Source organism: Catenovulum sediminis (assembly GCF_007289895.1).
Taxonomy (GTDB): domain Bacteria; phylum Pseudomonadota; class Gammaproteobacteria; order Enterobacterales; family Alteromonadaceae; genus Catenovulum; species Catenovulum sediminis.
This window is the reverse complement of record NZ_CP041660.1, coordinates 3817044-3841870: the sequence shown is the minus strand read 5'-3', so window position 1 is coordinate 3841870 and position 24827 is coordinate 3817044. Positions and strand designations below refer to the sequence as shown.

The window sequence follows — 24827 nt, the reverse complement described above, 5'->3', positions numbered from 1 at the left end:
AACGCGATAAACTTTTCTTAATATAATCTTATTTTTTATATAATGCTACCGGTGGCATTTATTTTTTATAAAGCATTGTATCCTTCTGTTAAAAAGGCTAACATCTTTCTAACTTAATTTATTTGTCGGTCAAATAGAGCAAACTTTACATTTGTTATACGTAATATGCTACCGGTGGCTTTGTTGTTCGTTTATCAATGGTGTAATGGGTTCTAAACTGACGATAAAAATAATAATTACAGGGCGATTTAGCTGTATTAGGAGTTGTTTAAATGAATCAGAGTTTTACTCGGCTGTGGGTGATTGCATGCTGTTTGTTCGTTACAGCCTGTAGCCAGCAGCAAGATAAAATCACCTTACGTATGGGCCACACTTTAGACAGTGAACATAGTGTACATAAAGCCATGCTGCATATGGCAGAGAAATTGGATGAATATTCAAATGGCACGATGGAAATTAAAATATACCCCAATGCACAGTTAGGTACAGAGCGTGAAATGGTTGAATTATTGCAAATCGGCAGTTTGGCAATGACCAAAGTATCTGCTGCTGCGATAGAAGGCTTTGTACCCGATATGAAAGTATATGGTGTGCCTTATTTATTTGAAAGCCGCGAACACCGCTGGAAAGTATTGCAAGGAGAAGTGGGGCAGAGTTTATTAAATGCAACGCGACAGGCACATTTTGTTGGTTTGGGCTACTACGATTCAGGTTCGAGAAGCTTTTATACAACGAATACAAAAGTTGAAACGCCTAAAGATCTAACGGGTAAAAAAATCCGGGTGATGGAAAGCCAGATGGCAGTGAGAATGGTCAATGCGTTTGGTGGATCCGCAACACCTATTTCTTTTGGAGAGTTGTATGCCGCACTACAGCAAGGTGTTGTCGATGGTGCAGAAAATAATCCACCTTCATTTTATTTATCCAGACATTATGAAATTTGTGACTACTATATACTCAACGAACACACCTCCGTACCGGATATTATTTTAGGCAGTGCACATGTTTACGATACGCTAAACAAACAACAGCAAGACTGGTTAAACCAAGCAATTTCAGATTCAGTTGAGTTACAAAAAGAACTGTGGCTGGCGGGTGAAAAATATGCACTTGAGGAAGTCAAAAAAGCGGGCGTAGAAGTGATATATCCAGATAAAAACCCATTTATGGCGGCGGTAAAAGATTTTCACGCCAGTTTTGATGGCACTTTGATAGGCCGTTATTTAAATGCAATTAAAGCGGAGGCTAACTGATGCACGTATTGCAAAGTTTAAGTAGGTCGTTAGAGCGCTTATTAGGGTACTTATTAATTTTATTGGTCGCATCGATTGTTGCGGGCGTAAGCTGGCAAGTTTTCTCTCGGTATGTGCTACAAGCACCTAGCTCAGTTACCGAAGAGTTGGCGCGATTTTTACTGATTTGGATAGGTTTGTTTGGCGCGGCTTATGCGTACCGCACCGGTTCTCATTTAGGCTTAGATATTTTAACCACGCGCTTAAAAGGGTCGGCATTAAAAGTGGCAGAAGTATTTATTAATCTGGCGGTATTAACGTTCGCCATTATTGTGATGTTAATTGGTGGGATATCTTTAGTTGCGTTGACGATGGATCCTGCGCAAACCTCTGCTTCGCTGGAGGTACAAATGGGTTATGTGTATCTAGCCGTGCCGGCATCCGGTGCGTTAATTACTCTGTTTGCACTGAGTAATATTGTTTCGGTATTTTTGAATTCGGGTTCTGGGTTAGATACGAAACAGTCTGATATCAGTCAATCTAAAGTCCGTCAATCAGAAGTTTCAGGAGAATAATGATGGAATTATCCGGTTTAATTTTAGTTCTAGTATTTTTTGCTCTGTTGGCTGTCAACGTTCCGATTTCATTTAGCATTGGTTTAGCGACACTCGTGACTATGCTGTGCAGTATTGATTTAATACCTGCAGCGACCACCATTGCACAGCGCTTAGCGGGGGGGATTAACAGTTTTGCATTGTTAGCAATTCCGTTTTTTGTGCTCTCGGGTTTAATTATGGGGCGGGGTGGTATTGCTAAAAGATTAATCGAATGCGCGATGGCATTAATTGGTATGCTACCGGGTGGATTAGCTTTGGTGAATGTACTTTCTTGTACTTTGTTTGGTGCAATTTCCGGCTCTGCCGTTGCTGCCACCAGTGCTATCGGTAGTTTTATGATCCCACAAATGGAAAAAAAGGGATACGATAGAAACTTTAGCGCCGCGTTAACGGGGGCTGCTGCGACAACTGGTATGTTAATACCGCCCAGCAATATATTGATTATTTATGCGATTGCCAGCGGTGGTGTTTCTATTGCTGCATTGTTTGTCGCTGGTTATTTGCCGGGTATTTTAGTCGCATTATCGCTGATGTTAGTCTGCGCAGGTTATGCGAAATTAAAAGGGTATCCGACTGAAGCGAGACTGCCACTTAAAGTGGTTGTTGAAAAAGTTTTAGCAGCTGTGCCGAGTTTATTACTTATTTTTATCGTAATTGGCGGCATTATCGGTGGTGTGTTTACTGCAACGGAAGCCGGTGCAATAGCGGTAATTTATTCACTTATCTTGTCGGTATTTGTTTACAAAGAAGTGAGCCAATCACAATTACCGGAAATATTATTAAAAGCGGCAGAAACCACTGCTATCGTAATGTTGCTGATTGGTGCTTCGTCTGCGATGTCATGGATTTTATCATACGAAAATATTCCACAAACCATCAGTGATTTTTTGATGACGCTGAGTGAAAACCCATTTTTGATTCTGTTAATCATCAACTTAACGTTAATCATTATCGGCGCTTTTATGGATATGACGCCAGCAGTGCTAATTTTTACCCCGATATTTTTACCGGTTGCTACACAGTTAGGTATGTCACCATTACACTTTGGCATCATGATTGTGCTTAACTTATCGATAGGTTTGTGCTCGCCGCCGGTTGGCTCTGTGTTATTTGTTTCTTGTGCGGTTGCTAAAACCACGATAGAGAAAATCATAAAACCATTGATGCCGTTATATTTGGCGATGTTTATTGTTTTAATGCTCGTGACTTATATACCTGAGTTGAGTGAATTTTTACCTAAGTTATTTGGTTTGTATTAAAAACAAATTTGAATGAATACCAAGCTAAACAGATACAAACAAGCTTTAAATGCAGCTTGTTTCTATTGTGTATTTGAATTATTGCTACCGGTGGCGTAGTTTTAATTGTTAAACTTTCAAAGGTGAGTTGGATGGATATTAAAAAAAGAGACTTAATAAAAAACGTAAGTTATGGTGCGGCCACTTTAAGCTTGTTGAACCTAACCGCTTGCGGCGAATCATTGATGTCTGATGCGGGCGAAACCGCAGCACAGGGAATCGCTAACCAAGATGCGCCGATCAGTAAAAAGCAATGGGATAAAAATGTTGAACGGATAAAAGCGCGTATTCAGTTGCCCAAAATTCCAAATCGGGATTTTGTTTTAACAGATTATACCGGACAAGGTGATGGTCAGTTTGATAATACACAGGCCTTTAAAGATGCAATCGCTGCAGCACATAAAGAGGGAGGGGGACGTATTGTGGTGCCGCAAGGTGAATATTTAACCGGTCCTATTCACCTCGAATCGAATATCGAGCTACATATTAGTGAAGGTGCAACTGTAGCATTTATTCCTGAGCCAGAGCGTTATAAACCCTATGTATTCACACGTTGGGAAGGCACTGAATTGATCGGTTATTCGCCTCTTATTTATGCATTCAAGAAAAACAATATTGCGATAACCGGTAAAGGCACATTAGAAGGTGGCGGAAGTAATGATCACTGGTGGCCATGGAAAGGCAAATGGAAAAAAGCAGACTGGACGATCAGCGAAGTAGAAAATCAAAAACATACGCGCGATGTTTTAAGGCAAATGGCCGAAGATCAGGTACCAGTAGAGCAACGTGTATTTGAACAAAACTATTTGCGCCCACCCTTTATCCAGCCGTATTTGTGTACCAATGTATTAATTGAAGGCGTCACTGTTAAAAATTCACCATTTTGGCTGTTGAATCCGGTTTTATGTACCAGCGTAACCATTAGAGATGTGCATTGTGACAGTTATGGACCGAACTCGGATGGTTGTGATCCCGAAGCCTGTAAAGACGTGTTAATTGAAAATTGTGTGTTTGATACAGGCGATGATTGTATCGCAATAAAATCGGGTCGTAATGCGGATGGCCGACGAGTCGCTGTACCCTGTCAAAACATCGTAATTGATAAATGCCAAATGAAAGCAGGTCACGGCGGCGTTGTGATTGGTAGTGAGATATCCGGTGGTGTTCGCAACTTATACGCGCAAAATTGTGAAATGAGCAGCCCTGATTTAGCGCGTGGTATTCGCATTAAAACCAACTCGATTCGGGGTGGTTTATTAGAAAATTTAAATTACCGGGATATTCATATCGGTAAAGTAAAAGATGCCATTGTGGTAAATTTTTACTATGAAGAAGGCGATGTAGGTCAGTTTAAACCCGAGCTTAAAAACATCAATATTCAAAACTTAGTGGTAGAAGAAGCGCAGCGCGCGTTTGTTATTCGCGGTTATCCCCATACCCCAATTTCCGGTATTACCTTAACGGATGTAGAGATTAAAAAAGTTGAAAAACAAAGTCAGATTGAAAACGTCAGTGATGTAAAACTTAACAATGTGAAAGTGGGTGGTGCGCTGATTAAGGAGTTGGTATGAGGAATATTTCTACAATAAATAAAGGACTATTCATTTGTTTATTGTTGAGTATTTCAACATGGTCATTGAGTCAGGAAAGCCGTTTGGCTTTTCCTGAAGCGAAAGGGTTTGGCCGTTATACCCAAGGTGGATATGGCGGTCAGGTTTATGTGGTTGACTCATTAGCGGATTATACGAAAACACCGATTAAAGGGACTTTGCGTTACGCGGTTGAAAGTAAAGGACCACGGATTGTTGTTTTTAATGTATCCGGCGTTATTCAGCTGAAGAAACCACTTAAATTTAACAACCCTTATATCACAGTTGCAGGACAAACCTCGCCAGGTGGAATTGTGATTGCGGGCCAGACAACCGGATTATCAACCGATCAGGTTATTATTCGTTATCTGCGTTTCAGATTGGGGCATTCCGTTGCGGATGAAGATGCATTTTCTGCCCGCAATGTGAATCACGTGATTATTGATCATTGTTCTTTTAGCTGGGGAGTAGACGAAACCGCAAGCTTTTATAACAACCGATACTTTACTTTACAATACAGTATTATTTCTGAAAGTTTAAATGATGCGGGTCATAAAAAAGGTCAGCACGGTTATGGTGGTATTTGGGGTGGCAGTGGCGCAAGTTTTGCTAATAATGTGATAGCCCACCATACCAGCCGCACGCCACGCATTAATGGTTACCGCTTAAAACCCCAATTTGCACAAAGTGAGGCATATGTTGAGCTTGTCAATAATGTCATTTATAACTGGCAGAATAAAAGTGCATATGGCGGCGAAAATGCTCGTTTTAACTTGCTTAACAATTATTTTAAACTAGGGCCGGCAGCCGGGCCAGAGCGTATTTTTGAATTTTTCCCGGTTAAAGATGGGGTAAATAAAACACAAGCCTATATCGAAGGTAATTACTTTTTCGGAGCTGAAAAAATCACTAATAATAATTTACGAGGCCTGAAATTTTCTTCCAAAATGTCAAAAGATGAGCCCTTGTCAATTATTCAGGATAACCCTGTAAAAACAGCGTTAGCGACGCACAATGGGTTTTATTATCCCACTATTGCTGCAACAGATGCTTACGTTAATCTAATCGTCAATAAAGAAATTGGCGCAAACCGTAATTTTACAGGTGTATTTGTTGATTCTGTAGATAATCGAATCTTGCGAGAGATAGCTAATGGCAGTGCCGGCAAGGGGAATAAAGGTATTATCGATACTGAATTAGATGTCATCAACAACTGGCCTGAATACGAAAAACAATTTACGCAATTTAGTGCTTATCAAGATAAAAACAAAGATGGGATTGCTGATACTTGGATGGCGGAGTTTTCCGGTAACTTGATAAAAGGCGTACCGCCTGTGCAGCAATATATTGATTATTTAGGAGCTTTTTAAATGTCATTTTTAAAGTCATCGCGATTTAGACTTTGGCTAGTTGTTTTATCTTTATTCGCGATATCAGCCTGCGCAATACAACAACCGGTAAAAGAAAATTCACCTCGAGTATTTGTGGTGGGCGACTCTACCGCAAGTTATTACAAACCTGAGCGTTATCCAAGAACAGGTTGGGCGATGCGTTTGCAAAATCATTTAGCGGATGGTGTAGAGGTCGTCAATGCGGCTGTCTCTGGCAGAAGCTCACGCAGCTTTATAGAAGAAGGTCATTTTAACAAGGTTAAAGAGCAAATAAAGCAAGGTGATTATTTGTTAATTCAATTTGGCCATAATGACCAAAAAACAACGAATAATCGTTTTACCGATCCGGATAATACATATCGGGATTATTTAACTCAGTATATTAATGCCGCTCGACAAGCGGGGGCAAATCCGGTGTTAGTCACTTCAATCAATCGATATAAATTTTCTCAAAACGGCAAACTATTTCTTACCCTTGGCGATTACCCTAAAGCCATGCATGAATTAGGCAGAACACTGTCAGTCCCTGTTATCGCCTTAAATCAAAAAACGAAAACTTTATATGAAACACTTGGCCCTGAAAAAAGTAAAAAGTTATTTTTGTTTTACGCGCCAGGCGAATATGCGGCGTATCCAAATGGTGTTAGTGATAGAACGCATTTATCGGTTTGGGGCGCGGATGAAGTTGTGTCTTTGGTCGTCGAGGATTTAAAACAAATCGCACCGGAGCTTTTCTAATATGGCGGTTATCAAAATCCAGTTATTATTCATTGTCACTTTTGTTTTGTGCCTGCAAAGCTGCGCGATTCCTCACAATGCGGGTGTAGCTAACCCATTAAAAAGGTTACCGGACGCCGTTGTTATTCAGTCAGATGTTTCTTCTGAACAGAAAAAACAGGCATGGATAACAAAAGGTGTCGCAGTCTATCATGATATTCAAAAGGCAATAGACGATGCACCTGTCATTAACGAGCGTTCAAATAAACGTTACCAAATACTTATTACTGCCGGACGCTATTATCAAAGAGTGGTGGTTGATAAAAATAACATTACTATTGAAGGGCAAGGCGCTCATGAAGAACCTGCTCAAACGTTAATTACATACGATTTATATGCCGGTAAGTTAATGCCAAATGGTCTTGAAAAATACGGCACTTTTCGCACCGCAACTTTTTCGATCACCGCAAAAAATATTCAGCTTAAAAACCTCAGCATTGAGAATGGTTTTGATTATCCGGCTAATGAAAAACTTGATAAAACGGATGAGAATAAGGTTGGGGGAGAGCAAGCCGTCGCGTTAAAAATCGCAGGTCAGGCAGATAAAAACAGTTTTGAAAATGTCAGTTTATTCGGTTATCAAGATACCTTATATGCCGATGCTGGGCGCAGTTATTTTTACCGCAGTAAAATTTTTGGTCATGTCGATTTTATTTTTGGTAAAGGAAATGTGGTTTTTACAGAAACCGATATCATTTCACGTGCACGTTATAAAAAAACAAAGTATAGCGGATATGTCACCGCGCCCAGTACCTTAATTACACAACCTTATGGTTTTACCTTTTTAAATTGTCGTTTGCTACGTGAGCCAAATGTACCTGATAACTCAGTGCCTTTAGGGCGCCCGTGGCATCCCACCACAACCTTTCATGATGGTCGATACGCAAACCCAAATGCGATAGGTAAAGCGGTTTACATTAATACCTATATGGATGCACATATTAGTCTTAATGGTTGGGCATCGATGCGAGGCACCAGTCGAGTGAAAGGTCAAAAAGATGAGTTTAAACCCGAAAGTGCGCGTTTTTTTGAATATAAAAATAGCGGGCCGGGGGCATCTCAAAACCATAAACGCAGGCAATTAACTGATCAAGAAGTTGCGCACTATTACACGCTTGAACAGCTGTTAGGTGGCTGGCAGCCGAGTATTTCACAAGAGTAATCTGTTAGATGAGAGAAAAATTATGAGATTAGACCAAAGTAGTTTAATTAAACTACAAAACAGCCAAAATAAACCCAATGTATTGTTACCGAAATACAACCGAGACACTTGTAAAATTGGCATTGTTCATTTGGGGTTAGGGGCATTTCATCGTTCGCATCAAGCTTTGTATACGGAAAAAGTTATGAACGAGCAGGGAGGTGACTGGGGTATTTGTGGTGTAAGTATGCGAAATGCTGATTTACAACAAAAACTAGCAGCTCAGGATGGTTTGTATACCGTTGCCGTGACCGATAAACAAGACGAATTTCAAATTGTGGGCGCGTTAAAAGAGGTATTGGTTGCCGCCCATCAATTGGATAAAGTGCTTTTTAGAATGACTGATGCAGACACTAAGCTGGTGTCTTTAACGGTTACAGAAAAAGGATATTGTTTAAATTCTGCAGGCGAGTTGGATACAGAGCTGGAAATCATTCAGCATGACATTCAAAACCCGACTCAACCCAAATCGGCTTTAGGTATGATAGTTGCGGCGCTGGCCATTCGATGGGAAAAATCGGTTGCGCCATTTAATGTCATAGCCTGTGACAATTTGCCGGCCAACGGTGAAAAATTAAAACGCGGCGTGGTTCAGTTAGCCGGTTTTTATTCACAAGCATTAGCGGGTTGGATTGCCAGTAACGTGCAGTTTCCAAATACTATGGTTGACTGTATTACACCGCACACAGAAGATAAAACGTTAGCTTTGGTAGAATCCGCCACTGGTTTAACCGATTTAGCCCCAGTGCAAAGAGAGGGGTTTAATCAATGGGTTATTGAAGATTGTTTAACCGGCGATAAACCTGACTGGCAATCCGTTGGGGTAATATTTACATCAAATGTGAATGGTTTTGAGCATACGAAACTTCGAATTTTAAATGGTCTGCATTCTGCTTTAGCTTATATTGGTCGTTTATGTGGTTATGAAACCGTCTATCAAGCCATTAGTGATAGTCGTTTAAAAGCATTTTTAATCAAGTTGGTAGATGAAGAGATTATTCCGACAATAGACGCACCAGCAGGTTTAGATTTAACCGCATATTCACGGGACATTATCGCGCGTTTTGAAAATCCAAAAATTCGTCATTTGTTAGAGCAAATCGCTTGTGATGGTTCAATTAAAATTCCGGTTAGAACCTTAGAGCCTATCAATGATAATTTAAACAATCAGCGTACTAATAATGCATTGTATTTTGTTGTCGCAGCCTGGATTAAATTTGTTGCTAACAAAGCTAAACTTTCAGCAGATGATACGGAACAATTAAACGATCCTAAAGCGCGACAATTATTAGAATTGGCAAAAAGTTTTACTGGAAATGCAGCGCAGGATGTCGCTTTGTTTATATATGCAGAAGGATTATTACCAAAACACTTGGTTGAAAATCCTCTGGTGGTACAATACATCACAGAAAGTTACAGGCAGGTGCTAACAGCGGATGATATTCGCTGTGTCTTGCCTCAATAATTAGTGCAAGGATATTAAATGGTAAAAGTGATGTGTTTGGGTGAAGCCATGATAGAGCTCGCACCTGCAAGTGATGATAATTACAAACAAGGTATTGCGGGCGATACCTTAAATATGGCGGTGTATTTAAAGCGTTTAAATTCGACAGCAGATGTCAGTTATGTAACGGCGGTTGGCGAAGATAAAATGAGCGATAAATTACGCAACTTTTTAGTCAACGAGTCTTTGAATACCGACCTTTGTTTTCAGTTGCCTCAGTACATGCCCGGTTTGTATATGATTTCAATAGATAACTCAGGTGAGCGCAGCTTTAGTTACTGGCGTGACAATTCAGCGGCCAAACGCGTCATTTCTGCGATTAAACAAGCAGACGCAATCGAGCAGCTTAAACAAGCTGATTATTTGTTTTATTCAGGCATTAGTCTAGCGGTTATCCAGCAGCAAGATTTAGATGATTTTTGGTCAATGCTCGAAGAGCTCAGAGCACAAGGCGTTAAAATTGCCTTTGATCCAAATTTCCGTGCTGCATTGTGGCAAGGACGGGATTATCAAGCGCAATACCGTAAAGCTTTAGCTTGTTGTGATCTGTTATTACCCGGTATCGAAGACTTAGATGCGATATTCGGTTGTGCAGATATCGAGTCTGTCAAAACCTTTTTGCAACCATTTAACTGCCCTGAAGTGATTGTTAAAAACGGTCCTGCCTCTGTTTATTCTGCAATAAACGGTGAATACCAAGAGCATAAAGTGACGCCTGTCCAAAATGTGGTAGATACAACATCTGCTGGTGACTCTTTTAATGGCAGTTTTTTAGCTGCCCGTTTAAAAGGTAAATCAATTGCAGACTCTGTCCAGTTTGCAGCCAAAACAGCAGGCACGGTGATCCAGCACAAAGGTGCAATCATTCCATTGGAAAATTTGCAAAAATTAGATTAGTTCATTTATCTAATGGTTAAACCCATAATAAATAAAACCGCCGGTATTGCCGGCGGTTTTTGTTTTTGCCTAGTGACTAGATATTAAAACGAGCACCTAAGAAAAACTGAGTTCCAGTGTGGTTATATTCTCGCATTAAGTTTAAATCACCATCACCTGTCGTGTAGAGTCTTTCATATTCATCGGTTAAGTTAATGGCTTCAAAGGTCACGGTAATATTATCTGTGACATTGTAAAATGCCGATAAATCAAGATGAGTTGGCCCGGTTGTACCGTGCTCTTTATTGCCGTTACTGCCAGTATAATCGGTAATATAATCATCACGTGTATTTGCCGAAATTCTTGCACCAAAGGATTCTTGCTCGTAATAAAAAGTTAGGTTGTAGGAGTTTTCCGATAAATCAGTAATGTCCTCACCGGTTGAAACTTTTGTATAGTTAGCAACTATGCCAAAACCGTTAAATGGCTCAGGTAGAAAAGTGAACGGTTGCTGATAGATAAGTTCATAGCCATTGATGTTTATTCCACCTACATTTAATGGCGTGTTATGGGTGTATTTTACCTCTCTTGGATCAAGCGCTAAGCTTGGATCGTATTGTGGATCACTGTCAATAAATGGATAATAAACCGGGTCAACAAATTTTTCTTCACTATCGGTTTTGATGTAAGTTTCAATGTTTTTGGTAAATATTGTCGCGGCAAATAGTGCTTCGCTGTCAAAATACCACTCAAAACTTAAATCGGCATTGTTTGAAACAAACGGATCGAGTTTGGGGTTACCTGCGCTAACCGATGAATTGGCATAAGAAAAAGATGGATTCCCTGGGTTTAGCGAGCTTAAGCCAGGACGCGTCATTGATTTTGAAATACCCAAACGCAATACAATTTCATCAGTTGCATCTAACGCTAAGTTAATCGCGGGTAGGACATTTGAATAACTGTTACCAACCGTGACAGGATCCGTTTGAATAAAACCAGTTGATGTGGTTTCGGTTTTAACATAACGCACACCAAAGTTTGTACGCAGTAACATAGAGCCAATATCAAAATCTGTGTTGGCCTGCACATACGCCGCTTGTGTTTCTTCTTGTACTAACCAGCTCTGTTCACTTCTTGGCGTCCAGTTTTTTTCTAAGATAGTTGATTCGATTTTAGCGAAATCAGCGACGATAAAGCGTGGCAAACCTCCATCAAAACCATTGCCAAAGTCATCGTAAGGTAGCATTTCTGTATAACCAACAGCCGAATCTTGATCTGCAAATCCGTTTATTTGCTCTTCAGCATAAGCAACACTGCGATCATTAAAGGCGAGCCCTGTTTTAATAATGTAGTCACCCATATCATAACTAAGATCTAATTTTGCAGTATCATTTTCGCGTAATACATCAGTTGCCCGTAAACGACCATCTACTAAGTTGTACATGCTCTCATCGTTGATGTCGTAACCATAATCTAATTCTGGGTTATTGGCGTTTTTACTGAAATCAAAACTAAACCTGTGATCGGTTGAGTTTGTCATGTTGTAACGGTATTGCTCTGAACGGGCGTCAGATTCTGCTGTACCCACCATCGCATTTAAGGTCAGGTAATCACTTAAATGATATCGACCAGATAATACGTATTGTTTAAACTTGGTTTCAGAAATTTGCTGGCGACTTTCAATTCTGGAGTTCATTCCATCATACGTGCCTGCTAATACTTGGCGCCCGTTAGGATGTACTTTAATAGACACTGGGGTGATTTCATCAAACGTACTTCTGAACATTTCAAAGAAATTATACATAGTACGCTTATTGTCTAAGGTCGATTGCAGCATATCAAATGTGACTAACAAATCATCTGTTGGTGCATACTGTAATGAGCCCGTAAAACCTAAACGCTCTTGCTCGTTACCAAAGAAATCTGGGCGAGGCAGGCGAGGGGTCCATAAACAATTGATTGGATCGACGTCAACTTCTACTTCCCCTTCTTGGACTGTACAGCTACCGACATTGGGTGTACCTTCCACTTGAGTTGCCGATGTATCGGCAAAAATACCGCCACCGTCTTTGACTGGCGTGGTCCAGCGAACGGTCCCAAAACCCTCTTGCCGTACATTTCGTTTAGAACTCGCAATAGAAAACAAGGCACCAATGGTGTCGTCAGCAAATGTATTGCTGATCATAAACGCAAACCTAGGGTCAACCTCTTTGCTTAATTCGTTGTATCCGCCTTGTGCTGATGCTGAAACATGAAAACCCTGCGAATCAAATGGTTTGGCAGAATACATGTCAACTGTACCGGCGATACCGCCTTCTTCCATTGCTGCGGTCGGGGCTTTTTGAATATCAACACGATTAAATAGTTCTGAGGCAAATACGTTAAAATCAAACGCACGGCCGCCATTTACGCCGCCGCCTGAATCAGTACCATCTGTACTGGCGGGTACTTCCATGCCATTTAAAGTTGAACGGGTAAAATCCGGCCCTAAACCACGTAATGTAATTTGTCGGCCTTCACCGCCTTCTCGACTAATCGCAACACCCGGCACACGCTGCAGAGATTCTGCAATATTTAAATCCGGAAATTTACCTATATCTTCGGCGGCAATTGATTCTGCTGCGTTAACCGATACTCTTTTTGTCGCCAGCGATTTGTTTAAAGATGCACGGAAACCTTTTACTTCAATGGTTTCCACATCTTCTGCTGATTCTTGTGCGTGTACAGTCGGCAAAGCATGCATGCCTAAAATTAAACTTAAACAACTCATTAGCTTGGTTCTTTTTAGAATACGCTGATTGGTTGTGCCTTTTCTATTACGTAAAGTGCTTTGCATCTTTAATCTCCTTGGTATGTGTATAGTATGCTACCGGTGGCATATTTATTCTTACGGTAAAGTAATGCCTAATTAATTGAAATGTTTCGTTCTCAATTTATTTCAATTAGGTTAAGATAATATATAATTGCTACCGGTGGCAATAGTAAATTTTACATTTTTTTAAATTAATTGCCTGGTAAATGTTCTGACTGTTTGGTTTTTACATATAAAGGTGATAGCTCAAAGGTGGTTAATCTAAATATCAAGTTCAAAGATGATATAGTAATATTAAATAGAGTGGGTTATACTTTAGCTGACGTTCAGCATATAAATATAGTTCACCCATGTACTATATTATTAATATGCGCTTCGTTGATTTAAGTTCGTTTGTATGTTTAGAAAGGGATTTCATTTTTTACAACCCCCTTTGAAAACTCTAAGGGGAGAGCAAGAGGGTCGTAAAATTAGATTTAAAAGGGAAGGTCAGGGCTACTCCATTAACCACATACGAGCTTGTCTAGCTGGTAAATAGAATTTGTGCCATGTAGAGGTGATATACTGAGTGCTGCTACCATCTAGCGTATCTCTGTAAGTTCTATACCACCATAAACCTGCATCTGAGGTATTCACCCAAACATCTTGCCCAGATCCACACTTGTTAATGCCAACCACGCCAACATGTTCTCTTTTAAACAAAATGATACAGTCGTTTGAATTTAAAATTTCCATAGAGCGACCATCGGTTGCATTGTGGAACTTAACCATGCCAGCAACGTCATTGCGTTTATACATATCAACCCAACGGTTGCCGTCGTTACTTTCGTTATGATCTGAATAAATCATAGGTACACCACCATCACGGCCGAGAATAAAGGCGTTGGCCAAATATTCATCAGTCGGGTCCATAATTTGATAGCGGAAACCATCATTGGTTGGGATATCATGCGTGATCGAGAAGGTTACAGCACGGTATCCTGGCAGTGCCTGACCATAAGCGCCCGGATCAACCAGTTGGTTCATGGAACCACCCGGACCCAATGCACTGCGCATTTGCGCAAATAATGGAAAGTCATATGCAGCGTGATCTGTTTCATTTAAATAGGGGGCAAGAAAATTATCATAACTGCCATCACCCGAACCACCTGATGTTATGATTTCTCCAAATACATGCATACCTTGTTTAATCTGTGAGGTAAATACCGCATTGATATGATAGTTAGTCATATGTTTAGCAGCATCAACACGAAACCCTTTTACGCCTAAATTTTTAAGTGCCTGAAGGTAGCTTTTTTGCTGCTCTACAACCCAGTTATTTGCATCTAAATCTGGCAAACCTGTATCACCATTACCACCACATAAACGCCAGTATTGTACGTGACCGGGATCATTCCAATCCGTGATACAACCCGCCGGATGAAAATCACCTGCACCTAAATAGTTATAATTAATGTCACCAAATAATTTGATCGAATTGTAATAGTTATAATTGGCGGCATATTCGTTAAGTACATCTGTGCCGGGGTAATTCAGATCTGAGCGTTTCCAAGATTCATTCGCCATATGATTCAGCACGATATCAGCATATACATCAACGCCATGTGCACTCAGTGCATTTATCATGTCTTTAAAATCATTTGTATCCCCTAACGGGCTATCAATAACCCGTAAATCTTGGGGTTGATATCTTGACCACCACTCTGAGCCTGACGACTTATAAGCCGGTGAAACTAAAACTTTCTTATAACCTAAGTTGGCAATTTCCTGTGCCTTTTGTTCAACCTCGTCGTAAGTCCAGTTAAATGCATGTAAAATTGTTTCTGCATTAACCTGACATGATAAAATGCTTGAAGTCGCCAGCGCGAATGCACTGACCTTTTTAACAAGTGATTTTTTCGACATCATTCGCTTCCTAATTTGTTGTGTGAGTGTAAGTTTTAATTGATTTCGGTTGTGTATCTTGCAATGTCCATATCGTCGGTTTTTTGTGTTGTTTGTTACACTAATGTAAAAAATATTTTATGTCTACGCCCTGCATACGTATGCATTAATTATTAATTTACGAAGTGTTTACAAAATCTTGAGAGCGCTTAACGTTACTTTTTTTAGCTACAAGGGCGTTATCGTATGAATTAATATCTAGTGTAAACAAGACTTATTATTTAAGGTACAATGCGCATTTTTCGAAGAGATTTATTATGTCTAAAGAATCAGAAATACTAGCGCAATTAAAAACAACGCCTGAAGCTGTCACTTTTAGCGATGTTATTGAGGCGATTGAAGCGAATTACACATTCATCCCGACTTCATTTAACAATGGTAGTTTACACAACGAAGCTGGACAGAATTCCGGCTCTTGTAAGGTTTTCGCTTTTGCTCAATTACACGCTTTATCGCCAGAACAAACATTGCAACTTTTTGGTGATTATTACCGTAAAGATGTATTGTTGAATCCAACTGGGAGCGACCACCAGAATATTCGTAACTTTATGAAAACAGGATGGAAGGGGATCGAATTTTCTGCAAAAGCATTGCAAAAAATAACCCCTTAATATTATTGATAACTATCTGCGGACTTTATGTATAAATTTTTTGAAAAACTGATTAAGCCTTTTCCACCTGAAGAGCCGACCCAGCCGCCTTCAACTTTATTTGCGTTTTGCCAGCATTATACCCAAGGCATTGGGCTGCATTTATCTCTCATGGCGGCGTTAACGGCGGGTTTAGCTGTGATTGAAGCCTATTTGATGGCTTATTTAGGACAACTGGTTGATTTACTTTCGACATCTAGTCCGCAAGATTTTTTCGCACAAAACGGCAATCATCTGATTTTTATGACGGTGCTGATTTTAGTGATAGCGCCGCTGACAATTTGGTTGCACGCGGTTATTGTTCATCAGACTTTATTGGGTAATTATCCAATGGCCATTCGCTGGCAATCACACCGGTATTTGTTAGGCCAGAGCGTTTCATTTTTTCAAAATGAATTTGCCGGCCGAATTTCTACTAAGGTCATGCAAACCGCACTTGCTGTACGCGAAAGTGTGATGAAACTGCTGGATGTGTTTGTTTATGTGCTGGTTTACTTTTTAAGTATGCTGGTGCTTATTGCACAGGCCGATTGGCGCTTAGCGATTCCAATGTTTGTCTGGCTGGCCGCTTATATAATCATACAACTTTATTTTATCCCCAGACTTAAAAAAGCATCAACCGTGCAAGCTGACGCGCGTGCGGATATGACAGGCCGTATCGTAGATAGTTACACAAATATCAGCACAGTTAAGTTATTTGCGCATACACAACAAGAAGCCGAATACGCAAAATCTGGCATGTCCGGCTTTTTAAAAACCGTTTATTGGCAAATGCGCTTGGCAACCGGCATGATATCGAGTGTGCAAATTAGCAATTACATTTTATTGTTTGTGGTTGCATTTATGTCAATTTGGTTATGGAAAGATAGTTTAATAACCGTTGGTGCGATAGCGGTTGCGGTGAGTTTATCGTTACGATTAAACGGTATGTCACAATGGATAATGTGGGAAGTGAGCTCATTATTTGAGAATATCGGCACCGCGACAGATGGCATGCGAACCTTGTCTAAACCTAAAGAAGTGCAAGACAAGGCGCGCGCAAAACCGCTTAACGTGACCTCAGGCCATATTCATTTTAAAGATGTTGATTTTAAATATGGTCAAGTAGAAGTTTTTAAGGGACTAAATTTAGACATTCGAGCGGGGGAAAAAGTCGGCATAGTGGGACGTTCGGGAGCTGGTAAATCGACTTTAGTTAACCTGCTGCTGCGATTTTATGATATCCAATCAGGCTCTATTTCAATCGACGGGCAAAATATAAAAGACGTAGAGCAAGAAAGTTTGCGCGCGCAAATTGGCATGGTAACTCAGGATACTTCACTGTTGCACCGCTCAGTGAAAGAAAATATTTTGTATGGCCGTAATAATGCCAGTGACGCGGATTTATATTCTGCCGCCCAACAAGCCGAAGCGCATGATTTTATTCAGCAACTGAGCGATATGGAAGGCCGTGAAGGCTACGATGCGCAAGTCGGTGAACGTGGTGTTAAACTCAGTGGTGGGCAGCGTCAGCGTATTGCAATTGCACGCGTATTATTAAAAGATGCGCCTATACTGGTATTAGATGAAGCAACATCTGCTTTAGATTCGGAAGTTGAAGCCGCCATTCAGCATAGTTTATATAAGTTGATGGAAGGTAAAACGGTTATTGCGATAGCACACCGTTTATCTACCATTGCCGCTATGGATCGCTTAGTGGTATTAGATAAAGGACAAATTGTAGAGCAGGGTAGCCATCAACAACTGATTGAACATGGCGGCATATACGCCCAACTTTGGGCGCATCAAACCGGTGGATTTATTGGTGTAGATACGGATGAATAAATGGAACAATGGCATACGTTATTAATAGCTAAGCCTGCCGCCGTCAGAGAATATCCATTCGGGCCTGATGTTGCCGTATACAAGGTTAAAAACAAAATGTTTGCAACCTTGTCCTATGGCAAGCTTGGCGCCCTGGATGCGCATTACAATATGAATCTAAAATGCGAACCGCAGCAAGCCATTGCGCTGCGCGATATTTTTGCAAGCGTCATACCCGGTTATCACATGAATAAAAAACACTGGAATACCATTATTCTAGATGGCTCAATTCCAGAGGGCGAAATTACGCGAATGATTGACCATTCTTATCAGCTGGTGGTCAGTAAACTGACAAAAAAAGAACAGGCCTCGCTTGCTTTGCATCTGTAATTGTTGCATCAGCGACACATTATCTCGTCTTGTTAATAACGCGGCACATCACACCGCGTTCACCAGCTTTGTTTAAATTTAGCTAATTGTGCAAGCTAAAAATCTAACTTGCATTGGGCGAGCTTTTATTTGTTTTAACGATTATAAGTACCTGCGGATTAGTTAACGAGGACTGCGTGTTGTTATTAAAGTGTTTTTATTTTGTTGTTGTAATCCGTTTTTATGATAGTCTTCCAATAAGACACTGTTTTTAATTCGAGTTTTCAGATCAGTTTTTTGTATGTCAGATCTTATAGATTTATATAATGCGATTGAAAAATTAAAACAAGCTACAAGTTTCGATTCACTTATTCGTGAAGCGGTCGCACAGGTGCGCACAACTTTAGGGTTCGATCGGGCTGGTTTGTTGCTTTATGATGCTGAAAAAAAACAGCAAGTCTGCACTTGGGGGACTGACCCAAGTGGGCAAGAGCAAGACGAACATGGTTTTCGTTTTCCGCTAGCCAGCCATTTGATTATGTCACCCAACGACGCAAAGATTAAAGTCGATTTCAATACAGCCTTGTATGATAAAAACCAGCCCGTTGGGCAAGGGTGGTTGATACAGGCGGCAATATTTGATGGTGATGATTGTTTAGGCTGGTTTTTTATAGACAATTTATTACAGCAAAAACCGCTGAGTGATTCGCAGTTAGATTTAGTCAAAGTGTACAGTAGTGTGGTTGGCCAATTAATTGTCAGAATACATGCTCAAACGGCTTTAGTTGAAAGTGAAGAGCGGCTCGACCTTGCAATTAAAGGTTCAAATGTCGGTTTGTGGGATTGGAAAATCGATAAAAACCATACTTATTACTCTTCATTTTTTAAAAATCTATTAGGTTTTCAAGGAAAAGAATTACCGCAAGGTTTTGAATTTATACAAAACAGGGTACACGAAGAAGATAAAGAAGAGTTTGAATTATGTTTGCAGCAACATTTGCAATCAAACTCAAACATTTTAGATATTGAATGCCGTATAAAAACCAACCGAGGTGACTACCGTTGGTTTCATCTGGCCGGGCAAGCGACCCGTAATGCTGCTAATGTCGCGAAGCGTATAGTGGGCTCCATTTCAGATATTACTGAAAAAAAAGAAGCTCAAAGAATGATTTGGCAGCATGCTAATTTCGATTCTTTAACTGGCTTGCCAAATCGTCGTTTTTTATACGATAAATTACGAAAGTTGATTAGCTATTCGCCAGAACACAATAGTCAAGTTGCACTGATGTATCTAGATTTAGATATGTTTAAAGAGGTAAATGATAAGTTAGGTCACTCAGAAGGGGATAACTTACTTAAGATTGTTGCTGCGCGCTTAAAAAAAGTGGTTCGTAACGAAGATGTCGTCGCGCGTTTGGGCGGAGATGAGTTTACCGTTGTTATGTGTGGTCTAAAAAATATGACTGATATAGCACGTGTTGCTAATCAAGTAGTTGAAAAATTGGCGCAGCCAATTCAATTATCTAGTGAAACGGTGCAAATAGGTGTGAGTATCGGTATTGCTTTTTGTCCCGGTGATGCCAACGATATTGAGTCGCTTTTTGTGTGTGCTGATCAGGCAATGTATCGTGCGAAAGATAAAGGCCGCAATCAATTTCAGATGTATGCGGCCATTTAGTTAGTCTTTTAAATCTTCTACTGTTTCTTTTGTTTTTTCCCACAACTCGGCAGATTTTTCTTTTGTTTTATCTGCTACATCGGCACTGGTTTCTTTGGTTTTATCCCAAAGTTCAGACGATTTCTCTTTAGTTTTTTCAGCCACTTCTGCGCTGGTTTCTTTGGTTTTATCCCAAACTTCAGATGATTTTTCTTTAGTTTTTTGCCAGACTTTTTCTGAGGTTTCACGCGTTTTTTCGGCTACGTCACGGCCTGTTTCTTTTGCTTTATCAAAGGCTTTGCTGGTGCCTTCTTCAACGGCTTCTCGTTGTGGTTCGCTGTCTTGCCAAAAATCAGATACATATTCAGTCACGTTGTCCCACCATGACTTTTCATCTTCTTTTTCAGCTGCTAATACTTGGCCTGACATAAGCACTGAGAGGCTTATCACTACAATTTTGAATTGTTTATACATAATGGTTTCCTAAAATGCTAAAGGCTTATTATTTTATCAATCAAAAATTACAATTGAAAAAAAAGCGATTCCCCTGTAACTTTTGCGATTCATTCTCGGTCAATAATACTGAGTTCAAAAAATCAGAGAAGTTCTATGTTAAATAAAACGTTTAAGCGCGCTTGTATCGCATTGTTGGCACTTGGTATACAAATGCCTTCTTTAGTATCTGCTGAAGCGGACACTAAAGCTATAAAAAATTCAGTTGAAAATCGATTAGGTTTAAAAGTAGAAGATATCATTGATATCCCCGTGCAGGGCATGTCAGGTGTGTTAACTGACAAAGGCTTGTTTTATGTCAGTGATAATGGTGAATATTTATTTCATGGCAGTTTGTTTAACGTTAAACAAAATATGCGAAATGAATCTGAGGTGATTTTGTCGGGTGTTCGTCAGCAACAGTTAAACCAGTTTTCTGGTGATATGATTACCTACAAAGCCAAAAATGAAAAACACGTTATTAATGTATTTACGGATATTACTTGTGGTTATTGTCGCAAATTACACCAGCAAATTGACGAATATAATGCATTAGGTATTACTGTTAAATATTTGGCTTTCCCGCGAGGCGGTGTTGCGAGCCAGTCGTATAACGATATGGTTAGCGTATGGTGTGCAAACGATCCAAAACAAGCGATGACAGATGCAAAACTGCAAGGCAAAGTGGTTGCAAAAAGTTGTGAGAATAATGTTGAAGCGCAATACAATTTTGGTGCGCAAAGTGGTGTTACGGGTACACCCGCGATTATCTTAAAAGATGGTACCTTGGTACCCGGGTATCGTCCGCCTGCGGATATGTTAAAAGTGCTTGAAGGATAAGAATGCGCATTGTTAGACGAAACCCTGCGCAAGACCCCGCAAGTTTACCCACTCATATGCATCCTGTTTTACGCAGGGTGCTTGCCCATCGTGGAATAGAGCAGCAGCAGATAGATTTATCTTTAGCACGTCTAGAAAAACCAAATTTAGCCGATATCGACAATGCAGTTTCAATATTGCATAAAGCAATTGTTGAGCAAAAACGTATTTTTGTGATCGGTGATTTTGATGCGGACGGAGCAACAAGCACCGCGCTTTCTGTTACTGCACTGAAAGAGTTTGGCGCAAAGTATGTCGATTTTTTAGTTCCTAACCGTTTTGATTTTGGGTATGGTTTAAGTGAGCCATTAGTTGATATGGCGCATCAATTGGGCGCTGAATTACTGATCACTGTTGATAACGGTATTGCCTGTTTTGCTGGCGTCGCTAAAGCTAAATCGTTAGGCATGCAAGTGATTGTGACCGATCACCACCTTCCAGCCGATAAACTGCCGATAGCAGATGCAATCGTAAATCCAAACCGTAAAGATTGTAAGTTTCCCAGTAAAAATATTGCTGGTGTCGGTGTTGCCTTTTACCTAATGTTGGCACTCAGAGCGTTTTTGCGAAAACAAGACTATTTTACCCAACAGAAAATTGCCGAACCTAATTTAGCGACCTTATTAGATTTAGTTGCTTTAGGAACTGTTGCCGATGTTGTTCCACTGGATGATATTAATCGAATATTGGTGCAACAAGGTATCAATCGTATTCGTAAAGGGTATTGCCGGCCCGGCATAAAAGCTTTATTGGATGTAAGTAAACGTGATTTTAAAAGCATAGTTTCCAGTGATTTTGGTTTCGCAATTGGACCACGTTTAAATGCGGCAGGGCGGTTGGATGATATGACGCTGGGGATCAGTTGTCTGTTAGCCAAAGATTATACTCAAGCGATGCATTTAGCGGCGCGTTTAGATGAACTTAATCAAGAGCGTCGTGCTATCGAGCTTAGCATGCAGCACGAAGCTTTAAATACGCTTAAATCCATTCGCTTAGATAATCTACCTTTTGGTATATGTCTCTATCAGGATGACTGGCATCAGGGCGTAATAGGCATCCTGGCCGGCCGCATTAAAGAAAGATATCACAGGCCTGTCGTTATATTTGCCGAAGATGATGATACTAATTTAAAAGGTTCATGCCGTTCAATTCCCGGTTTTCATATTCGTGATGCATTAGAGCGGATGAATACCCAACATCCCGGTTTAATTAGTAAGTTTGGTGGCCACGCGATGGCGGCTGGATTATCTATTGGTAAAGATCAGCTCAACGACTTTAAACATATATTTGATCAAACCGTTAAAGCAATAGCCCCTCAAGATATATTCTTGAATCAATGTTTGTCTGATGGTGGGTTAAACGCTGACGAATATTCTGTTGAACTGGCTCAATTGTTAAAAAGTGCGATGCCTTGGGGTCAGTGTTTCGAGCAGCCAATGTTTGATGATAAATTTGTCGTTGTGCAAGAAAGAGTATTGCAGGAAAAACATATCAAATTTGTTTTACAGCACAGTAGCGGCGTGGTGTTAGATGCCATTTGGTTTAATTTTAACCCAGATCTTTGGCAACCAAACGGCGCGCAAAAATTGCATGCTGTATTCAGTCTTGACGTAAATCATTTCCGGGGCAACACTAATGTTCAGCTAATGATACATACCTGTCAGCGAGCGGATTAACTTTTTTGCATATTTTGTAAATTTTATGCAAAAAAGTCGTCCAAAGTTTCAAAATGTCGTATAAACTTCTGAATAGTCATTCATTTTTACGAGTCATGGACTGACATATAACCCAATTGGATATTCCTGCCATGTAGTTGGTGTTTTGAGATAAGAGGTAATATGAAGCAAAGAGCAACTTCATTTGACATAGCGTATCAGGCTGGTGTTTCTCAATCTACGGTTTCAAGAGCGTTAAGAAACAGTCCGTTGGTAAATGAAGAAACCCGCAAGCGCGTTCAGGCAATTGCCAAAGAGTTAAATTATAAAGTGGATAAAAATGCCAGTAATTTAAGGTCTCAACATACCGGCACGTTAGCTTTATTGTTATTTGAAGATCCAACCACAGATGATTCGCTGATTAACCCATTTTTTCTTTCAATGCTGGGTAGTATCACGCGTGCTGCGGCTCGCAAAGGATATGATTTATTAGTTTCCTTTCAGCAACTGAGTGACGATTGGCATGCTGATTATGAAGATGCATCAAAAGCGGATGGCATTATTTTGCTGGGGTATGGTGATTATGTAGATTACGCTGAAAAGCTCAAAAAACTGTATGAGCAAGGTACGCATTTTGTTCGTTATGGTTCAGTTGCAGAAGATCAACCCGGCGTTTCATTTGGCTGTGATAATTTTCAAGGTGGCTACCTCGCAACCCAACACTTAATTGCATTGGGGCGTAAACACTTTGCGTTTTTAGGTGATGCGACAGAGTCTGCACCTGAATTTTGGGCTCGCTATCAGGGACACTGTAAAGCCATCCAAGAAGCTGGCTTAGATGTGCGCAGTGAATGTCAGATTTCAGCCATTTCAACTGAAGAGTCAGGCTTTGTAGCCGGTAAAAAGCTATTAGAAAAGGATATTCAAATTGATGCGGTTATGGGCGCTTCAGATATGATTGCGATTGGAGCAATGCGAGCTTTTCAAGAAAATGGGCTTAAAGTACCGGACGATATTGCGGTAGTAGGTTTTGATGATATACCTATTTCGCATTTTACCAATCCACCTTTAACCACCATACAGCAAAACACAAAATTAGCCGGCGAAATATTAATAGAGTCTTTGGTTAACCTGATTCATGGCGTTGAAGTAAAGGCTTCTTTAACACCGGCTAAACTGATTGTCCGTAAGTCGTGCGGCTGCGGCTAGAAAGTAAATTATGTCAGACTGTTATTCTCACGAATATTGGATGCAACAAGCATTGCTATTGGCAGACGAAGCACAGAAGATAGGCGAAATTCCTGTTGGTGCCATTGTTGTAAAAGACAACAAGCTAATTGCTTCTGCATTCAATTTATCGATTACAGGCAATGATCCATCTGCGCATGCTGAAATGTTAGCAATTCGCCGAGCGGGTCAGATTTTAGAGAATTACAGACTGGTTGGATGTCGGCTGTATGTTACTTTAGAACCTTGTTTTATGTGTGCAGGTTTGCTTGTACATAGCCGCATTGAAGAGGTGATCTTTGGTGCTTCTGATTATAAAACCGGATCTTGTGGTTCTATCATGAATTTGGCGAACCATGAGCTGTTAAACCACAAGGTGAAAATCACTTCTGGAATTTTAGCGCAAGCGTGCGGAGATAAATTATCCGCTTTTTTTCGAATGCGAAGAAAGCAGATTAAAGAAGCTAAAAAGAAGTTAAAAGAGAATTAAGCGAAAGAGAAGGCTTTAAATACGATTGCGTTAGAGGGGAAGTCATAACTTTCGAAATTTCAGGTTAGGCTACATAACCTAAAAAACGAGAGTAATGACTTGTTACATGCCTGCTTCGTCCATTTGAATATAAGCAAAGCTTTTACGACGGCTAATAACTTTGTTATGGATTTTCTTAAGCATGTTTTTACGTCTACTGGTGCTGTTCATTTTTTTACGTCTTGTGGTCATTTATTTTCCTCTTTTTGATTTTAAAATTTAAAACAGTTAAACATGTCTTTATGACAGATTGATTACTAGCTGGTTCAACTTTTTTAAAATATTGTTTGTACTGAATGCTTTCAAAAGTATCTGCTTTGAAAGC

General features: G+C 40.2%; 21 protein-coding genes. 17 read left to right on the top strand and 4 right to left on the bottom strand.

What is annotated here, in order from left to right:
• Nucleotides 1-272: 272 nt before the first annotated feature.
• The 9 genes from FNT16_RS16375 to FNT16_RS16335 all read left to right on the top strand — a co-directional run bounded on the left by FNT16_RS16375 (nucleotide 273) and on the right by FNT16_RS16335 (nucleotide 10506).
• The gene (locus FNT16_RS16375) at nucleotides 273-1253 is read left to right on the top strand and encodes a TRAP transporter substrate-binding protein (RefSeq protein ID WP_143872591.1); all 981 of its coding nucleotides are present in this window, start codon (nucleotides 273-275) and stop codon (nucleotides 1251-1253) included.
• Nucleotides 1253-1807, top strand: coding sequence for a TRAP transporter small permease (locus tag FNT16_RS16370; protein ID WP_143872590.1), 555 nt, complete (start codon nucleotides 1253-1255; stop codon nucleotides 1805-1807). Before FNT16_RS16375 ends, FNT16_RS16370 begins: the two co-directional genes overlap by 1 nt.
• Nucleotides 1808-1809: 2 nt before the next feature.
• A complete protein-coding gene (locus FNT16_RS16365) occupies nucleotides 1810-3108 on the top strand; it encodes a TRAP transporter large permease (RefSeq protein WP_143873001.1) in 1299 nt (432 codons plus the stop codon).
• A gap of 131 nt (nucleotides 3109-3239) precedes the next feature.
• Nucleotides 3240-4718 (top strand): glycoside hydrolase family 28 protein, encoded by a 1479-nt coding sequence (locus FNT16_RS16360; RefSeq protein ID WP_246072258.1) that lies wholly within the window; start codon nucleotides 3240-3242, stop codon nucleotides 4716-4718.
• Nucleotides 4715-6106, top strand: a complete 1392-nt coding sequence (locus tag FNT16_RS16355) for a pectate lyase family protein (RefSeq protein ID WP_143872589.1) — start codon at nucleotides 4715-4717, stop codon at nucleotides 6104-6106. Before FNT16_RS16360 ends, FNT16_RS16355 begins: the two co-directional genes overlap by 4 nt.
• Nucleotides 6107-6865 carry a rhamnogalacturonan acetylesterase gene (locus tag FNT16_RS16350; protein WP_143872588.1) on the top strand — a complete coding sequence of 253 codons (759 nt, stop codon included), beginning with the start codon at nucleotides 6107-6109 and terminating at the stop codon, nucleotides 6863-6865.
• Nucleotide 6866: 1 nt separating this feature from the next.
• Nucleotides 6867-8066: a pectinesterase family protein gene (locus tag FNT16_RS16345; RefSeq protein WP_143872587.1), complete on the top strand. Its 1200-nt coding sequence runs from the start codon at nucleotides 6867-6869 to the stop codon at nucleotides 8064-8066.
• Between the two features lie 22 nt (nucleotides 8067-8088).
• Nucleotides 8089-9570, top strand: a complete 1482-nt coding sequence (locus FNT16_RS16340; protein WP_143872586.1) for a mannitol dehydrogenase family protein — start codon at nucleotides 8089-8091, stop codon at nucleotides 9568-9570.
• Between the two features lie 18 nt (nucleotides 9571-9588).
• Nucleotides 9589-10506 (top strand): sugar kinase, encoded by a 918-nt coding sequence (locus tag FNT16_RS16335; RefSeq protein WP_143872585.1) that lies wholly within the window; start codon nucleotides 9589-9591, stop codon nucleotides 10504-10506.
• Nucleotides 10507-10582: 76 nt separating this feature from the next.
• On the opposite strand, the gene FNT16_RS16330 is transcribed toward FNT16_RS16335, so the two are convergent.
• Together FNT16_RS16330 and FNT16_RS16325 are read right to left on the bottom strand one after the other, a co-directional pair.
• On the bottom strand, nucleotides 10583-13228 hold the full coding sequence (locus FNT16_RS16330; RefSeq protein ID WP_246072503.1) for a TonB-dependent receptor: 2646 nt from the start codon (nucleotides 13226-13228) through the stop codon (nucleotides 10583-10585).
• A 564-nt stretch (nucleotides 13229-13792) separates the two neighbouring features.
• On the bottom strand, nucleotides 13793-15205 hold the full coding sequence (locus tag FNT16_RS16325; protein ID WP_246072256.1) for an alpha-amylase family protein: 1413 nt from the start codon (nucleotides 15203-15205) through the stop codon (nucleotides 13793-13795).
• A gap of 293 nt (nucleotides 15206-15498) precedes the next feature.
• Here FNT16_RS16325 and FNT16_RS16320 point away from each other — a divergent pair, with 293 nt between their 5' ends.
• From FNT16_RS16320 to FNT16_RS16305, 4 genes are all read left to right on the top strand, one after another.
• Nucleotides 15499-15852 (top strand): HopJ type III effector protein, encoded by a 354-nt coding sequence (locus FNT16_RS16320; RefSeq protein WP_143872584.1) that lies wholly within the window; start codon nucleotides 15499-15501, stop codon nucleotides 15850-15852.
• Nucleotides 15853-15879: 27 nt separating this feature from the next.
• Nucleotides 15880-17715 carry an ABC transporter ATP-binding protein gene (locus FNT16_RS16315; RefSeq protein ID WP_143872583.1) on the top strand — a complete coding sequence of 612 codons (1836 nt, stop codon included), beginning with the start codon at nucleotides 15880-15882 and terminating at the stop codon, nucleotides 17713-17715.
• The gene (locus FNT16_RS16310) at nucleotides 17716-18084 is read left to right on the top strand and encodes an MmcQ/YjbR family DNA-binding protein (RefSeq protein WP_143872582.1); all 369 of its coding nucleotides are present in this window, start codon (nucleotides 17716-17718) and stop codon (nucleotides 18082-18084) included.
• 280 nt (nucleotides 18085-18364) lie between these two features.
• The gene (locus FNT16_RS16305) at nucleotides 18365-19741 is read left to right on the top strand and encodes a diguanylate cyclase domain-containing protein (protein WP_143872581.1); all 1377 of its coding nucleotides are present in this window, start codon (nucleotides 18365-18367) and stop codon (nucleotides 19739-19741) included.
• On the opposite strand, the gene FNT16_RS16300 is transcribed toward FNT16_RS16305, so the two are convergent.
• Nucleotides 19742-20194 carry a hypothetical protein gene (locus tag FNT16_RS16300; RefSeq protein WP_143872580.1) on the bottom strand — a complete coding sequence of 151 codons (453 nt, stop codon included), beginning with the start codon at nucleotides 20192-20194 and terminating at the stop codon, nucleotides 19742-19744. It abuts the gene before it with no gap.
• 135 nt (nucleotides 20195-20329) lie between these two features.
• Here FNT16_RS16300 and dsbC point away from each other — a divergent pair, with 135 nt between their 5' ends.
• The 4 genes from dsbC to tadA all read left to right on the top strand — a co-directional run bounded on the left by dsbC (nucleotide 20330) and on the right by tadA (nucleotide 24463).
• Nucleotides 20330-21052, top strand: a complete 723-nt coding sequence (gene dsbC / locus FNT16_RS16295) for a bifunctional protein-disulfide isomerase/oxidoreductase DsbC (RefSeq protein WP_143872579.1) — start codon at nucleotides 20330-20332, stop codon at nucleotides 21050-21052.
• Nucleotides 21053-21054: 2 nt separating this feature from the next.
• Complete coding sequence (gene recJ, locus FNT16_RS16290; protein WP_143872578.1) at nucleotides 21055-22767, top strand: single-stranded-DNA-specific exonuclease RecJ; 1713 nt, start codon at nucleotides 21055-21057, stop codon at nucleotides 22765-22767.
• 162 nt (nucleotides 22768-22929) lie between these two features.
• Nucleotides 22930-23955 carry a LacI family DNA-binding transcriptional regulator gene (locus FNT16_RS16285; protein ID WP_143872577.1) on the top strand — a complete coding sequence of 342 codons (1026 nt, stop codon included), beginning with the start codon at nucleotides 22930-22932 and terminating at the stop codon, nucleotides 23953-23955.
• 10 nt (nucleotides 23956-23965) lie between these two features.
• Nucleotides 23966-24463 (top strand): tRNA adenosine(34) deaminase TadA, encoded by a 498-nt coding sequence (gene tadA / locus FNT16_RS16280; protein ID WP_143872576.1) that lies wholly within the window; start codon nucleotides 23966-23968, stop codon nucleotides 24461-24463.
• Nucleotides 24464-24565: 102 nt separating this feature from the next.
• Here the strand turns inward: tadA and FNT16_RS21030 are convergent, their stop codons facing one another.
• Nucleotides 24566-24694 carry a hypothetical protein gene (locus tag FNT16_RS21030; protein ID WP_281281864.1) on the bottom strand — a complete coding sequence of 43 codons (129 nt, stop codon included), beginning with the start codon at nucleotides 24692-24694 and terminating at the stop codon, nucleotides 24566-24568.
• Between the last annotated feature and the right edge of the window lie 133 nt (nucleotides 24695-24827).